Source organism: Dolichospermum sp. FACHB-1250 (assembly GCF_014696335.1).
GTDB lineage: Bacteria > Cyanobacteriota > Cyanobacteriia > Cyanobacteriales > Nostocaceae > Dolichospermum > Dolichospermum planctonicum.
This window is the reverse complement of record NZ_JACJPZ010000001.1, coordinates 23,051-37,858: the sequence shown is the minus strand read 5'-3', so window position 1 is coordinate 37,858 and position 14,808 is coordinate 23,051. Positions and strand designations below refer to the sequence as shown.

At 38.0% G+C, this 14,808-nt stretch carries 14 protein-coding genes; 3 read left to right on the top strand and 11 right to left on the bottom strand.

Features of this window, described 5'->3' with window-relative positions:
* Positions 1-60 precede the first annotated feature (60 nt).
* Positions 61-1,653: a 2-isopropylmalate synthase gene (locus H6F39_RS00160; RefSeq protein WP_190396006.1), complete on the top strand. Its 1,593-nt coding sequence runs from the start codon at positions 61-63 to the stop codon at positions 1,651-1,653.
* A 37-nt stretch (positions 1,654-1,690) separates the two neighbouring features.
* Here the strand turns inward: H6F39_RS00160 and H6F39_RS00155 are convergent, their stop codons facing one another.
* Positions 1,691-2,113: a DUF29 family protein gene (locus tag H6F39_RS00155; RefSeq protein ID WP_190396005.1), complete on the bottom strand. Its 423-nt coding sequence runs from the start codon at positions 2,111-2,113 to the stop codon at positions 1,691-1,693.
* Between the two features lie 118 nt (positions 2,114-2,231).
* The gene (locus tag H6F39_RS00150; RefSeq protein ID WP_190396004.1) at positions 2,232-3,725 is read right to left on the bottom strand and encodes an N-6 DNA methylase; all 1,494 of its coding nucleotides are present in this window, start codon (positions 3,723-3,725) and stop codon (positions 2,232-2,234) included.
* Positions 3,726-3,878: 153 nt separating this feature from the next.
* Here H6F39_RS00150 and H6F39_RS00145 point away from each other — a divergent pair, with 153 nt between their 5' ends.
* Positions 3,879-4,343 carry a hypothetical protein gene (locus H6F39_RS00145; RefSeq protein WP_190396003.1) on the top strand — a complete coding sequence of 155 codons (465 nt, stop codon included), beginning with the start codon at positions 3,879-3,881 and terminating at the stop codon, positions 4,341-4,343.
* 142 nt (positions 4,344-4,485) lie between these two features.
* Here the strand turns inward: H6F39_RS00145 and H6F39_RS00140 are convergent, their stop codons facing one another.
* The 9 genes from H6F39_RS00140 to H6F39_RS00100 form a co-directional block, all read right to left on the bottom strand.
* A complete protein-coding gene (locus H6F39_RS00140; RefSeq protein ID WP_028084525.1) occupies positions 4,486-5,202 on the bottom strand; it encodes a response regulator transcription factor in 717 nt (238 codons plus the stop codon).
* 510 nt (positions 5,203-5,712) lie between these two features.
* On the bottom strand, positions 5,713-6,885 hold the full coding sequence (gene moeB, locus H6F39_RS00135) for a molybdopterin-synthase adenylyltransferase MoeB (protein WP_137907779.1): 1,173 nt from the start codon (positions 6,883-6,885) through the stop codon (positions 5,713-5,715).
* Positions 6,886-7,200: 315 nt separating this feature from the next.
* Positions 7,201-7,608, bottom strand: a complete 408-nt coding sequence (locus H6F39_RS00130) for a HEPN domain-containing protein (RefSeq protein ID WP_137907780.1) — start codon at positions 7,606-7,608, stop codon at positions 7,201-7,203.
* Positions 7,605-7,925 (bottom strand): nucleotidyltransferase domain-containing protein, encoded by a 321-nt coding sequence (locus H6F39_RS00125; protein ID WP_137907781.1) that lies wholly within the window; start codon positions 7,923-7,925, stop codon positions 7,605-7,607. Before H6F39_RS00125 ends, H6F39_RS00130 begins: the two co-directional genes overlap by 4 nt.
* A 409-nt stretch (positions 7,926-8,334) precedes the next feature.
* Entirely contained in the window at positions 8,335-8,898 is a 564-nt protein-coding gene (locus H6F39_RS00120; protein WP_190371353.1) for a 5-formyltetrahydrofolate cyclo-ligase, read from the bottom strand.
* Between the two features lie 252 nt (positions 8,899-9,150).
* Positions 9,151-10,095, bottom strand: coding sequence for a GDP-L-fucose synthase (locus tag H6F39_RS00115; RefSeq protein WP_137907783.1), 945 nt, complete (start codon positions 10,093-10,095; stop codon positions 9,151-9,153).
* A 20-nt stretch (positions 10,096-10,115) separates the two neighbouring features.
* Positions 10,116-11,195, bottom strand: coding sequence for a GDP-mannose 4,6-dehydratase (gene gmd / locus H6F39_RS00110; protein ID WP_190371352.1), 1,080 nt, complete (start codon positions 11,193-11,195; stop codon positions 10,116-10,118).
* 391 nt (positions 11,196-11,586) lie between these two features.
* Entirely contained in the window at positions 11,587-12,345 is a 759-nt protein-coding gene (locus H6F39_RS00105; RefSeq protein ID WP_137907797.1) for a sugar transferase, read from the bottom strand.
* Positions 12,346-12,458: 113 nt separating this feature from the next.
* Positions 12,459-13,601, bottom strand: a complete 1,143-nt coding sequence (locus H6F39_RS00100; protein WP_190371351.1) for a glycosyltransferase — start codon at positions 13,599-13,601, stop codon at positions 12,459-12,461.
* Positions 13,602-13,869: 268 nt separating this feature from the next.
* Between H6F39_RS00100 and H6F39_RS00095 the strand changes: the two genes are divergently transcribed.
* Positions 13,870-14,802 carry an NAD-dependent epimerase/dehydratase family protein gene (locus H6F39_RS00095; RefSeq protein WP_137907786.1) on the top strand — a complete coding sequence of 311 codons (933 nt, stop codon included), beginning with the start codon at positions 13,870-13,872 and terminating at the stop codon, positions 14,800-14,802.
* Positions 14,803-14,808 lie beyond the last annotated feature (6 nt).

Genomic DNA, 14,808 nt, shown 5'->3' with positions numbered 1-14,808 from the left:
TTCTAATTCCATTATTTTTTTTGATTCAGCCCATGATCAAAATTAAAAGAGGTTAAGCTAATGAGCAGACAAGCCGATAGAATTATCATCTTTGACACCACATTGCGCGACGGGGAACAGTGTCCAGGAGCAACTCTCAATATAGATGAAAAGCTAGTTATTGCTAAACAATTAGCACGTTTAGGAGTAGATATTATTGAGGCAGGATTTGCTTTTGCTAGTCCTGGAGATTTTGAAGCGGTTAGCAAAATTGCTCAAACCGTAGGAACGGAAGATGGTCCGGTAATTTGTAGTTTGGCCAGAGCTAAACAGGATGATATTAAAGCCGCAGCAGCAGCTATAAAACCGGCAGCTAAAGGGAGAATTCATACTTTTATCGCTACTTCTGATATTCACTTGCAATATAAGTTAAAAAAGACTAGACCGGAAGTAATTGCGATCGCCGAAGAAATGGTAGCCTATGCCAAAAGCTTCACCGATGATGTAGAATTTTCTCCAGAAGATGCGGGACGATCTGATCCAGAATTTTTGTATCAAGTCTTGGAAAGAGCGATCGCGGCCGGGGCCACAACTGTTAATATTCCTGATACGGTAGGTTATACCACTCCCAGCGAATTTGGGGCAATCATTAAAGGCATTACCGAAAATGTCCCCAACATTGACAAAGCCATTATTTCTGTTCACGGCCATAATGATTTAGGTTTAGCAGTTGCTAACTTTTTAGAAGCGGTGAAAAACGGCGCTCGACAATTAGAATGTACCATTAATGGCATTGGGGAAAGAGCCGGAAATGCGGCTTTAGAAGAGTTGGTAATGGCTTTGCACGTGCGTAGACAATATTTTAATCCCTTTTTGGGACGGGCTGAAAATTCAGAAGCACCGCTCACCAATATTGACACCAAACAAATCTATAAAACCTCGCGTTTGGTTTCCAATTTAACGGGAATGTTGGTACAACCAAATAAAGCCATTGTGGGTGCAAATGCTTTTGCCCATGAATCTGGAATTCATCAAGATGGGGTATTGAAAAATAAACTCACTTATGAGATTATGGATGCCCAATTAATTGGTTTATCTGATAATCAAATAGTATTGGGTAAACATTCTGGGAGAAATGCTTTTCGGACTCGCTTGAAAGAATTGGGCTTTGAACTATCAGAAAATGACCTGAATAAAGCCTTTGTGAGATTTAAAGAAGTAGCAGACAAAAAGAAAGAAATCTCTGATTGGGATTTGGAAGCTATTGTTAATGACGAAATCCAACAAGCCCCAGATTTATTTAAAGTAGAGTTAGTACAGGTTTCCTGTGGTAGTAAGGCTCAACCTACCGCTACCGTGACACTCCGCACTCCTGACGGTCAAGAATTAACCGACGCGGCCATTGGTACAGGTCCAGTGGATGCGGTATATAAAGCTATCAATCGGGTGGTGAATGTCCCAAATGAATTGATTGAGTTTTCTGTACAATCCGTTACCGGAGGAATTGATGCTTTAGGAGAAGTGACAATTCGCTTACGCCATGAATCCCGTGTATTTTCAGGTCATGCGGCTAATACAGATATTATTGTCGCCTCGGCTCAAGCTTACGTAAATGCACTTAATAGACTGTATGCAGCATTACAGCAAGAAGTGAAAGGGGGGGTAGTAGCCTAGAACGTGTAGAGACGAGAATCCTATCCAGGTCGCGTCTCTACTTTTGAATCAATTCCAGCGACAGAGATAAAATTTCTTGTTCATTAACCATAGTTGCTAATTCTTCCGTTTCATAACGTCCTTCAAAAGCTTCTAGCGCCGCTCTTTTTAGTGCTACTTGATATCCTTGTTGGAGAATTTCCATTAATTCTGTTTGATTTAAGTAAGAACCTCCAGATTTGCGGCGCTTGTTAATTTTATTGATTTCTCGCACTGCATTTTCTATAGAAAGTTCCCAAGAGCGGGTAGAACGTTTTTCAGCTTTTTGTTTGATTAAATGAATCAGTAGAATTACGCCATAACTATCAATTTTATTGATTTTATCACTTAGACTCATTTCTTCTAATTCATCTACTAACAGTAAAGCTTCATTGATTTTTCCTTGTTTTAGGAGTTGTCTAATTTCTAGTAGTTCTTCCATGTTGAATTTGAGAATTTTGGTTTTTTCACACTAACTTACTTATCCAGTCTAAAGCACCCTATATAACTTCAATTCATACAAAATTTAATTTCTTTAATTATACATTATTTACTGTTTACTAAAAAAGTTCAAGTTGCTGAGTTTTAGTTTTATATTTTTGCCGTTTTAAATTATATTTATCTACTATATGTTCTGGAATGGGAACTTTATCAAGATTACGAGGCTCAACTTTGATAGCTCCAGAACCATAACTTTTACCTACCAGTCTAAGATTTTGAATTGTCTCAGGATCATTTAATGCTTGCCAAAGATTAACGATATATATTTCATCGTCATAAATAGGATAAATGCACAAAAAACTTGTTAATGGTACAACACCAGCCTCATTTTTAATAAACCTCGAATTGCGTCTACCAAGATAAGCAAATAATATCGGTGGCACTTGTCTATATTCTGTTTTATACCACAATTTACGTTGTTTAATCAGCGGACGGTTAGGAAGACCTAATTTTTCACCTTCTTGGAGATAGTTAGCAACTGATTCGGGGATATTCTCATTACTGTTTATTGAAAGTAAAATTGTTGGCCGATTATTTTCTTGTAATTTTTTGATATCTTCAATAGTTAATTTATCCCCGGTTACATCTTTTGTTCTTCCAATTGCGAGTTTAAGAAATTCTTTAGGAATTGCCAGTTCTTCTACTTGCTGTGTTGTTAAAAAAAAGAAATCATTCGCTCCTGTGGCAATACCACGGATCACTTTTGCAAAGTCATTAAGGTGATATTTACAATTAGAATTATTATGTTCAGGTCTTGATAAACCGGTTGTTAATGCTTCTTTTAAATCTCGATTATTAATTTCCAGAGTTGTATAATTAATTTCTTGAAAGTCTGATTTAACAAAATGAAAAAGTTCCTCATTAGCTTGATTTGCCTTGATCCATTTAATCGTCGGCACAGGTTCAGATTTCTTGATCAAAAAAATAATCGCATTGGTATCAACCTTTGGGAAAGGTGTGGCATTTTCATCAAATGTCACAACACATTCAAGACAATAATTTTTAGTAATCCATTGCCAAAGTTTTTGAGCAAAAATTCCTTCACAAGTATCGGCCGGCATGATCAAAGCTAATCTACCATTTTTATCAAGTAAATTTAATGCCTGGACAAAAAAGTAAATATGATAACCTGCTCTACCATCAATGGCAAAACCTGTAATTTTTATAAAAAGCTCTTTGAGAAATTGTTTCATCTTTTCATCAATTCGGTGATGTCTGATGTAAGGTGGATTAGCTATAATTGCGTTAAACTTTTGCTGTGGAGGATTTTTGATAAAATCACGTATTTCTACAAAACAATTATTTTTTTGATAAATTTCATCTAATAAAACATATTGATCTATATCAATACCATAATAATTAATAGAGGGATTTATTTGTAATAAAGCATTGAAAAAAGCTCCTTTTCCAGCAGCAGGATCAAACACTAAATTTGTGTCTTTTGCTATATAGGAAACCATCGCTTTTGTTACCCATTCTGGTGTCCAGAATTGACCTTTATCACGTAATTTTTCGCGTTTTTGCCAATTAGTAGGTAGTTTTTGATGAATCATAATTTATTAAAGGTTATTGAGTATTTTTAAAGCATCCTGGGTAAATCGATTTTGGTGCGATCGCCTCGTTGAGCGATAAACTTAACTTGTAGGAAAATTCAGACAAGGTGTATTAGTGCAGGTACAAATTCAATAATGATCCAGGGAGTAATTATGAATAATAACCAAAATGTAGCAGCAGCTACTGATTTGCTTTTTAACCCAACATCCCTTCAAGAAGCAATTCAAATTGAAGATGAAAGCGACTGCGACGTGACAGCAGGATTAGATTGGGGTTTAGCAATTCCCGCTTTATTGCAAAATCCGGGAATGTTTGGAAGAATGACACAGTTGCGCGTATCACTCAACCGGGAACTGCGGTTACTCCTAAAAGAATGGAATTTGGGTATAGGGGAAAAAACAGCCTTAGAAGTAGCACAAAAATGCTTGATTCAAAGACTACAATTACCCCAACCTGTAGCTTTATCAGCACTGGAAGAAATTTTAAAACAAGATAAATTATATAATGTTGAAAAATTTATATCTAATCGGGATTTATTAAAGTCACTTTTGAGCATTTTATTATTAGATAGTGATTGGGAAGAAATAGCTATAGCTAGGGAAAAAATAAAGCTTTGATCTGAGGCTTGAGTAGACACAAATCCCTGGCTTTAGCTTCAATGTCTACGCATAAATGATATCAAGCATCTCAATCAAGCCTCGGTAATATTTAAGCAAGTTGTTAAGCGATCGCAACAATTACAATTATATTTTCCAGAGTTTAAGCCTTTCTATTTTCAGGGGGGTCAAATTTATAACCATAACCCCGCACTGTTTTAATAAACTCCGGCATACTAGAATCAGCTTCCATTTTCTTGCGTAGTTGACCAATATGCACATCCACAACGCGGCCATCTCCCACATAATCACAACCCCAAATCTTTTGGATCAGTTGGCTACGACTCCATGCTTGTCCCGGATGGGTAGCGAGAAAATGTAAGATGTTAAACTCTAAAGCAGTTAAAGCCAAAGGTTTGTTATTAAGTGTTACCTCTCGCGCTTCCGAGTTAATAGCTAACTGGTTAAAAGTCAGACGTTGTGACGGACTTGGCTGGATATAGCGGACTCGTCTTAATAGGGCTTCTACCCTGACTTCTACCTCTGCTAGACTAAATGGTTTGGTCAAAAAATCATCTGCACCAGCGGCCAGAACTTTAATTTTATCAGCTTCATCATTGCGACTGGTGAGCATCATGACTAAAACATTAGTACGGCTTTGCATTTCTTGACAAAGTTTATAGCCATTTGCATCTGGCAAATTCCAGTCTAAAATCACTAAAGCAGGATTTAATTGCTCAAATAAGACAAGGGCAGCTTTACCATCCGCTGCTGATTCTATTTGATAGTTGCGACTCAAAAAACGCTGGATGAGGTTGCGGACACTGGAATCGTCATCTACAATCAAAATCTTGGAATTGGTCGTGGAAAGCGTATCCATAATGCAGTATATTATTGTTTTGGCAATTGGCTGTGGCGATAGATGCTAGTTAACTGGTGTTTTTGCAAGCGAGTCTACTCTCAATTTCCTGTCACTTGTAGCAACGGGGTTGAAAGTATATGTGGTGTCTGAATTTGATGATGCTACGACTCGGATAATGGATACAGTCTATGTTCTCACCTGGAAACTGCTTTAACTAAATTTTCCATCAAGTTTATGCAAAGACATTTTACTCTTTTTTAAAGATGATAAGTAATGTACAATTTTGGTATTTTTTAAAGATTTTTTTGTATTAATTAAATATACGGAGTTTGTGCATTAAAGTATCAATCTGTCTCACGTAGAGACACAAAGATGAATATTCTGAGACATAGAATTTTTGAATGGTAATCTGGAGACAAAAAAAGAGTAAGATACCCGAATTCTCAAAATCGGGTATCTGATTATTCACATCGAATTTAGGATGGTTATGGTAATATATCTAAATATCAACAATCCCCCACGGAAGTATCAATACTGAGGAACAGAAGTATCTACTTCTTGACTCCAAGCATTAATTCCACCTTTGACATTTGTACCAGTCATTCCTGCTTCTTTGAGAATAGCCAAGGCTTTCGCCGACCGACCACCCATTTTACAATGAGCAATTAAGCGGTGTCCGTTGAGTAACTCCCGTACCTTAGCCACACCATTACCATTTTCAATTTCTGGTAAAGGCACTAACACAGAACCAGGAATTTTAGCAATTTCATACTCATTAGGATTACGCACATCTAGTAGTACAAAGTCCTTAGCACCACTATCTAATAAAGCCTTTAATTCCTTAACCGTCATTTCTTGAATTTCCATTTGCTGCTTCGCTTCTTCAGCTTTGGCTTGGGGAATACCACAAAATTGTTCGTAATCTATCAGCTTGTTAATAACTGGACGGATAGGATTAGGACGCAATTTCAACTCCCGGAATTTCATATCCAAAGCGTTGTAAAGCACCAGTCTACCACTCAGGGTAGTACCATTACCCAGAATAATTTTCACTGTTTCCGTGGCTTGGATAATGCCAATCATTCCTGGTAAAATTCCCAGCACACCACCCTCAGCACAAGAAGGAACCATTCCTGGTGGTGGTGGTTCGGGGTATAAGTCACGATAGTTGGGACCACCTTCATAGTTAAAGACAGTTGCTTGTCCTTCAAAACGGAAAATAGAACCGTAAACGTTAGGTTTATCTAATAAAACACAAGCGTCATTGACTAAATAGCGAGTTGGGAAATTATCAGTTCCATCTACAACGATATCGTAAGGGCGAATAATATCGAGGGCATTTTCTGAACTGAGACGAGTTTCATATAAATCAACCTGACAATGGGGGTTAATTTCATGAATGCGGTTTTTTGCTGATTCGATTTTGGGTTTACCGACCCAAGAGGTCCCGTGAATAACTTGACGTTGGAGGTTAGAGGTATCAACCACATCAAAATCAACAATACCAATTCTACCAATACCCGCTGCTGCAAGATATAACAGTAGTGGTGAACCCAGTCCACCAGTACCGATACATAATACACTGGCAGCTTTGAGGCGTTTTTGCCCTTCCAGACCCACCTCTGGTAAAATTAAGTGGCGGGAATAGCGTTCGTAGTCGTCTTTTGTCAACTGGATTTCATCCAGATTGGGATTTAGCATAGCAGTTGTAGGAATCAGCGCGGAGTATTAATCTTAACTTAAAATTACTAAGTTGATCACTTTAATTGTCTGGGCTGGAAACTGGTGATTGTCATCAAAAATTCAGCTTTGCAGTTCACCAGCTTGGCCATTTTGTAGCGATAATATCACATCAGGGTATTCTAAGCAAGCATATTTTGATAATCAGACAATTCGTTATTTTAATGTATAAAATCAGAATGATATTCAAGAGTATATTTACTTCTGTTTAAACATCGCTCCCAACTAGAAAATGAGGCAATCGCTAGTAGACTAGAAAATCTGCTTACCAGAAGGTTAGTTAACCTCCATCCAAGACTTTAAATACTGTGTAATTTCATCCACAAAATTCTGCGCTCTCTCAAATAGAGCCATTGCTGACCCCATATCTGCTTCTAACATTTCTCCATAATCACTTGCTTGTCGTTCATCAAATGCCCGATGAAAACTCCGTGATAAATCCTTAGAAAAAATTCCCGTCTTCACAAACTCACGATCAAAAAAACTAACTATTCCACTATGTTTAGAACTGCCTAAACCTTTAGTTGCTAAAAGACCCAGTGCCGCATAAAACATTGCATAATAAGAGCGATTGATGGTACCACGAAAAGCTGATTGATTGAGTAAAATCTTTGCTTCTCTTAAAGTTTCTTCACTTTCAGATAAACGGTACTCAATTAATAACTTTAGTTGCTGATTTATCATATAGCAATACCCTCTTGTAACACCTTAGACAGTAAGGGACTAGCTCCCATAGCTCCCCTTTCTACCTGTGCTTCTGTAACTACAAAGGTGGAAATAACTAGATCATATTTAAAACCTATTTCCCATGCCAAATCACTAATTTTTTCTCGACGTGATCTATCTAATTCAGTAATTTTAATAAACACATCTAAATCTGATTCTTCTGTAGCATCACCTCGCGCTCTTGAACCAAATACCCGTAAATCCAAAATGGGAATTATCGCTTCCAGTCGAGAGCGAAACTCTGAAACAATTTTCCGATCACTATCCTGTATCATTTCTATTCCTCTAGAGAAAAACCAACTTTAGCTAACTATATTTTAATCTCCTCATCTAATAACTGCCAGCAATTCTCATTTTGAAAAAAATAAGATAAAATTCTCTTAATTTAAGTAGGAAGTCTGTATCAAATTATCATTTTGATAGATAATTATCATTCGACCCTGGAGATAGATTTGGCTAATGGTGTCTCAAAATAGGTGCATTTTTCTTTGTCGGATTTGGAAAATTGAGGATATCCAGACAGTTAAAACTGTTCCCAGTTAAGAGTTCCCTGTTCCCCGCTACATTCCCCAAGGGGTGTATTTTCTCTTAACCTGTCCTCGGTTTTTATCAGATAATTCCGGTTTATTAATAGAAGCAAATGTAACTGTTTATAGATTTTATCATGATCATTTCCGTCAATGGCTAATATCTTCTTTCTGTAATCACCCTTTCTAAAGGTTTATCCCAACTATCAACCGGTAATTGAGAGACATAAGCAAAATCAAAAACCACTCCCATAGTTGGTTTCTTGTCCCAACCGGGAGAATTTAATAACCGGTCATAATATCCCCCACCATAACCCAAGCGGTATCCTTGGACATCACAACCCACACAGGGAACAAGAATTAAATCTACTTCCTCAATCTCTATTATTGCTGCTTCATGGTGAGGTTCTTTGATTCCATAAGCACCAGTTTTAATGGTATCATGAGGTTGCCAAAAATGCCAAACTAGAGATTTATCAACACAACGGGGAAACCCCCAACGTTTATTAGTGTTGGTATATAGCGAGCTAATATCAGGTTCTTGACGAAAGCTGAAAAAAGCCAGAATTGTCTTTGCTTGATTAAATATAACTGAGTTTTGGATGTTGGTGGTGAGGCGATCGCTTTTTTCTCTCCATTCCAATAATGTCATAGACTGACGTTTTTGGAGTAAAACCCGTCGCAATTCTTTTTTAGTTAGTTGTGAATTAATTGTTTGCAAAGCCGATACAATTTTAGATTTTAGATTTTAGATTTTAGATTTTAGATTTTAGATTTTAGATTTTAGATTCTCTCATTCCCATACAGAGTATGGGAATGAATTAAGAAGGCTCTGGCTTCTCTTGTATACTAGAGTCTGAGACTCTGGGAATGAATTAAGAAGGCTCTAGCTTCTCTTGTATACTAGAGTCGGAGACTCTAGAAGGCATTCCCAGTCGGAGACTGGGAATGAGGGAAAACGAGAGAAACTACTTTAGCCGGCGTTTTTCCGCCACCAATCAATGGTATTCTTTAAACCTGTTCTAAATTCTACCTCAGCAGTAAAACCAAAAGCCTGTTTTGCTCTTTCCGTATCCAAACAACGACGGGGTTGACCATTGGGTTTGTCGGTTTCCCAGACAATTTCCCCGTCATACTCCATTAATTCGCAAATTAAGGTAATTAGGTCTTTAATGGATATCTCGTAACCAGTTCCTAAATTTACGGGTTCAGCATCATTATAAAACTGAGTTCCCATGACTATACCCCGTGCTGCATCTGTAGAATACAAAAATTCACGAGTGGGAGAACCGTCACCCCAAACAGGAAGTTGTTTTTCTCCCCTGGTTTGGGCTTCTTGTACTTTGCGAATTAAAGCCGGAATCACATGAGAACTATTGGGGTTGAAGTTGTCTTCAGGTCCGTACAAGTTTACTGGTAAGAGGTAAATACCATTAAATCCGTACTGCTGACGGTAAGATTGTAATTGTACCAACAGCGCTTTTTTGGCAATTCCATAGGGGGCGTTAGTTTCTTCTGGATAACCATTCCAGATATCATCTTCCTTAAATGGTACAGGGGTAAATTTAGGATAAGCGCAGATAGTTCCTACACAAACAAATTTTTCTGTACCTTGTTGATAAGCCGCATGGATTAACTGCGTCCCCATGATCAAGTTATCATAAAATAACTCACCGGGTTTTTCTCGATTTAAACCAATACCTCCCACATGGGCGGCTAAGTGGATGATAATATCCTGTTGGTCTACTGCTCGTTGGCAATTTTCCCAAACCCGCAGATCACAATCGTGCGATCGCGTCACGGTAATTTTATCACGATCGGCGCCATTTTCACAAAGTTGATCTATGACTTGACGACCGAGAAAACCCGCCCCACCGGTGACAAGAATCCGTTTATTTTCTAATTCTAAGGTAGTCATCTTATTATCCTTGATACGAATTAAAAGTGCAGAGATCCTAATGCTTGACGGGTAGTAGCAATATCTTCAGGGTATTTTAAGCCATTACCATTGGGAGAAGTACAACCCACAGCTTGTAAATCAGCTTCTACCATGAGAGATACAAGTTCTGGAAATGTTACCGATGGTTGCCAGCCTAATTTTTGCTGTGCTTTAGTCGGATCACCAATTAATAAATCTACTTCGGCTGGGCGTAAATAACGTTGATCAAACTCTACGTAATTCTGCCAATCTAGGTTAACATAACCAAACGCTAACTCTAGAAATTCCCGCACTGAATGGGTTTCTCCCGTAGCCACCACATAATCATCAGGTTGCTCTTGTTGCAACATTAACCACATAGCTTTTACATAATCTTTTGCATATCCCCAATCTCGCTTGGAGTCCAAATTACCCATAAAGATATTTTTTTGTTTACCGGCGACAATGCGGGCTACGGCTCTAGTTATTTTACGGGTAACAAATGTTTCACCTCTTCTGGGAGATTCATGATTAAAAAGAATGCCATTGCAAGCAAACAAATTATAAGATTCACGATAATTCACTGTTTGCCAATGGGCGTACACTTTAGCACAAGCGTAGGGACTGCGGGGATAAAAAGGTGTAGTTTCACTTTGGGGGACTGCTTGCACTAAACCATACATCTCGGAAGAACCGGCTTGATAGAAACGTAATTCAATCCCGGTACGTTTTTGGTAATCACGGATAGCTTCTAATAAGCGTAATGTACCCATGCCTACAGAGTCCACTGTATATTCAGGCGAATCAAAACTAACTCTCACGTGAGATTGGGCGCCTAAATTATAAATTTCTACAGGTTTGACTTCTTCTAAAATCCGTCGTAGTGTTGTCCCGTCTGTCAAGTCGCCATAATGTAGAAATAACCGTACCCCTTGGGTATGGGGATCTTCGTACATATGATCAATGCGGTCTGTGTTAAAAGTAGAAGTACGGCGAATAATCCCGTGGACTTCATAACCCTTTTCTAACAAAAGCTCAGTTAAATAAGAACCATCTTGTCCAGTTATACCAGTAATTAAAGCCCGTTTTGGTTGTGTCATGATAATGCCTCATAGTTTCTAGTTGAATCACGACAAAAAATCTGATTCCAACTAGTATTTAAGTAGAAAACCCATTCAATAGTAAACTTACAAGTAAGCTGCTATCAAAAGCTAACCTCGAATAAATATACTTGATCAAGAACACTTTGACAAGTAATTAATTCAGAAATGATATTTGAAAAACCGTAAGTAGTGTAGTCCTTGCATACTCTAGCTATATTTGCCAAATCATTAGTCAATATCCTTGGATTGTATGTATTAACTGCGATCAGTAACTAAAATTTGTTTAGTCTTGTCTATTGTAGCGGACAAATAAAACTTATAATTTCATCATCAAAAATAGTTTTTTGGGGCAATATCATGCCCCACCACAGCAAATACGCGTAATTACTTAGTAAGCCCCTTTATTTTTGGGCATAATCACAACATTAACTGTTTTCAGGATAATCCACAAATCTAGCCAAAAGCTCCTAAAATTGACATAGTGGAGGTCTATTTGTACCCGTCGAGGATAAGGAATATCATTACGTCCAGATACTTGCCACAAACCCGTAATTCCGGGACGAATTGTTAAAACATGACCGATATAATCACCATATTTCGGTAATTCTTCCTCTACTAAAGGACGTGGACCAACTACGCTCATGTCCCCTTTGAGAACATTCCAAAATTGGGGAAACTCATCTAAGCTGGTAATTCGCAAAAAGTGACCAATTTTAGTGATTCTCGGGTCTGTTTTCAGCTTAAAATTGCTTTCAAATTCCTCTCGCAGCTCGGGTGATATGGCCATCATTTCGACGAGCATTTCGTCAGCATTATTAACCATAGTGCGAAATTTAATACAATTAAAGCTTCGGTAATTTTTGCCTACTCGTTGTTGAACATAAAAAACTGGACCTTTTGAGCTTAGGGCTATCAACAAGGACAATATTATGTAGATGGGAGAAAACAAAATCAACACTGATAGTGAAAAAACTATATCAAACAGTCGCTTTAAAAACTCTCCGTATAAACCCTGAAAAGATAAACCTCTGGATTTCACCTTTAGCTGTTTAACTTTTTGACCACGTTTTGATAAAACAGCCATAGATGTACTGTTATCTTTTCGTGGGTATCGTTTGCCGGAGAGGAGTGAACTCTGGGCAGTCATCATACTCCTTTATAATCCACACCACACATAGTCCCGATCTTAAGGCTAAAAGGTAGTGATTTTTGGGAAAAATTTGCTATCTTCCTAGAAAACAAATACAAAAAGGCTAGTGTTTACTTTTGGTAAAATCTTTTTTCACGACATTCATTAACAAAACCCAGATAACGTTCTGCAAAAACCTGGCGAGAAAATTGATTAGCGTGTTTTTGTATATACTCATAATTATACAAATGTTGATGATCTACAAATTCGGCTACGGCATCTACTAAAGCTCCTACTGTTTGCATTTTGAACAATATACCAGTTCCTGTGTCAGGATGAGTGCGAATATCTCTAACTGTTTCTAGCGCACCACCGGTGCCATAAGCAATTACGGGAGTTCCACAAGCCTGGGCTTCAACTAGGGCTATACCAAAGTCCTCGCAAGCTGCATAGACAAAAGCCTTGGCACGTGCCATGTATTTTTTGACGATATGATCAGGTTGCCATCCTAAAATTTGGATATGTGGTTGGGCTATTTCTCGCAGCTTGTCCATTTCTGGACCTGTACCAATAACTACCAAGGGTTTTCTTAGGCAATTAAAAGCCTGAATAATCAAGGAAACTTGTTTATAACTCACTAATCGAGAGACTATTAAGTAAAAATCTTCTTTTTCTGGAGAAAATAAACATTCGTCAATATTCACTGGTGGATAGATAACGGTTGCTTCCCGACGATAACAACGCCAAATCCTTCTAGCTGTGTGTTGGGAGTTAGCAATGAAATAATCAACCCGGTTGGCACTAATTACGTCCCATTGCCGCAAATGATGTAGAATGTAGCGTGTTATCCAGCCTATAGCTCCTTGACCTAATTTGCTTTGCTTGAGATAATCAAATGTTAAATCCCAAGCATAACGCATAGGGGTATGGCAATAACAGATATGCAATTGATTAGGCGTGGTTAATACTCCTTTAGCTACCGCATGAGATGAAGATAATATAACTTCATATTCTCGTAAATCCAATTGTTCAATGGCCAAGGGCAGTAAAGGTAAGTATTTTTGCACACCTTGACGCGCTTGGGGAAATTTTTGTAAAAACGTTGTGCCAATTTGACGTTTGTACAAATAACTTTCAGGATTATTGGATTCAAAATCAATCAGGGCATACAAATCAGCATGAATATGCTTTAATATTTCCCGGACTACCAATTCTGAACCACCCGTAGCTTGAGGGGTTAACCACTCATGAACCAAAGCATATTCTAAAAACACAGCTAAATTGAATGGGTAGGAAGTAATTAGTCTAATTTTATCAGGTGATATTCCACACTACTGATTTTTCCTGGGACTTACTCACGATGTTACCAAAAAGAATATTATAAGTCTTATTTCTTCAGCAGTGGGAAAATCTCCAGATTACATGAGAGGTACAATTCTAGCAAAAGATGTTCCAGAATGATACTACAACCTGATAACCTCAAAGATAAGCAAAGATCAGGGTGACGCAGACCACTTTTGGTTATTTAGGAGTTAGGAAGTTATGCGAATTTTGGTTATTGGTGGAACTCGGTTCATTGGTGTGTATTTGACTCAATTACTGCTAAAGGCCGGACATGAGGTGGTTTTGTTTAATCGTGGTAATCATCCCACACCTTCAGGAGTAGGACAAATTATAGGCGACCGCACGGACCCAAATCAACTTCAAGAAAAGTTAGCACAAGAAACCTTTGATGTCGTTTTTGACAATAATGGCAGAGAACTCGCGGATACCCAACCCCTGGCAGAAATCTATCAAGGACGGGTAAAACACTTTGTTTACATGAGTTCAGCAGGGGTGTACCTCAAATCTGACCAAATGCCCCATTTGGAAGGTGATACAGTAGATCCTAAAAGTCGTCACAAGGGTAAACATGAAACGGAAGCTTACCTCAAACAATTAGGAATCCCCTTTACTTCCATTCGTCCTACTTATATCTACGGTCCCCAAAATTATAATCCTTTGGAAAGTTGGTTTTTTGATAGAATTGCTCGTAATCGTCCCATTCCTATCCCTGGTAATGGTATGCACTTGACTCAGCTAGGCCATGTATTAGACTTAGCACAAGCGATGATACAAGTAATTGGCAACGAAAAAGCAATTGGGCAGATTTATAATATTTCAGGCGATCGCTTTGTCACCTTTGACGGTTTAGCTCGTGCTTGTGCTGTGGCTGCTGGTAAATCTGCCGATGATGTTAAAATCGTCCATTATGATCCTAAAAAGTTTGATTTCGGTAAACGCAAATCCTTTCCTATGCGGGTACAGCACTTCTTCGCATCAATAAATAAAGCACAAATAGAATTAAATTGGCAACCTAAATATGATTTAATTTCTGGTTTAAAAGATTCTTGGGAAAATGATTATTTAATCAGTGGACAAGATAAATTAGAAGTTGATTTTTCTGTAGATGATGAAATTTTGATCGCTGGGTAATGGGTA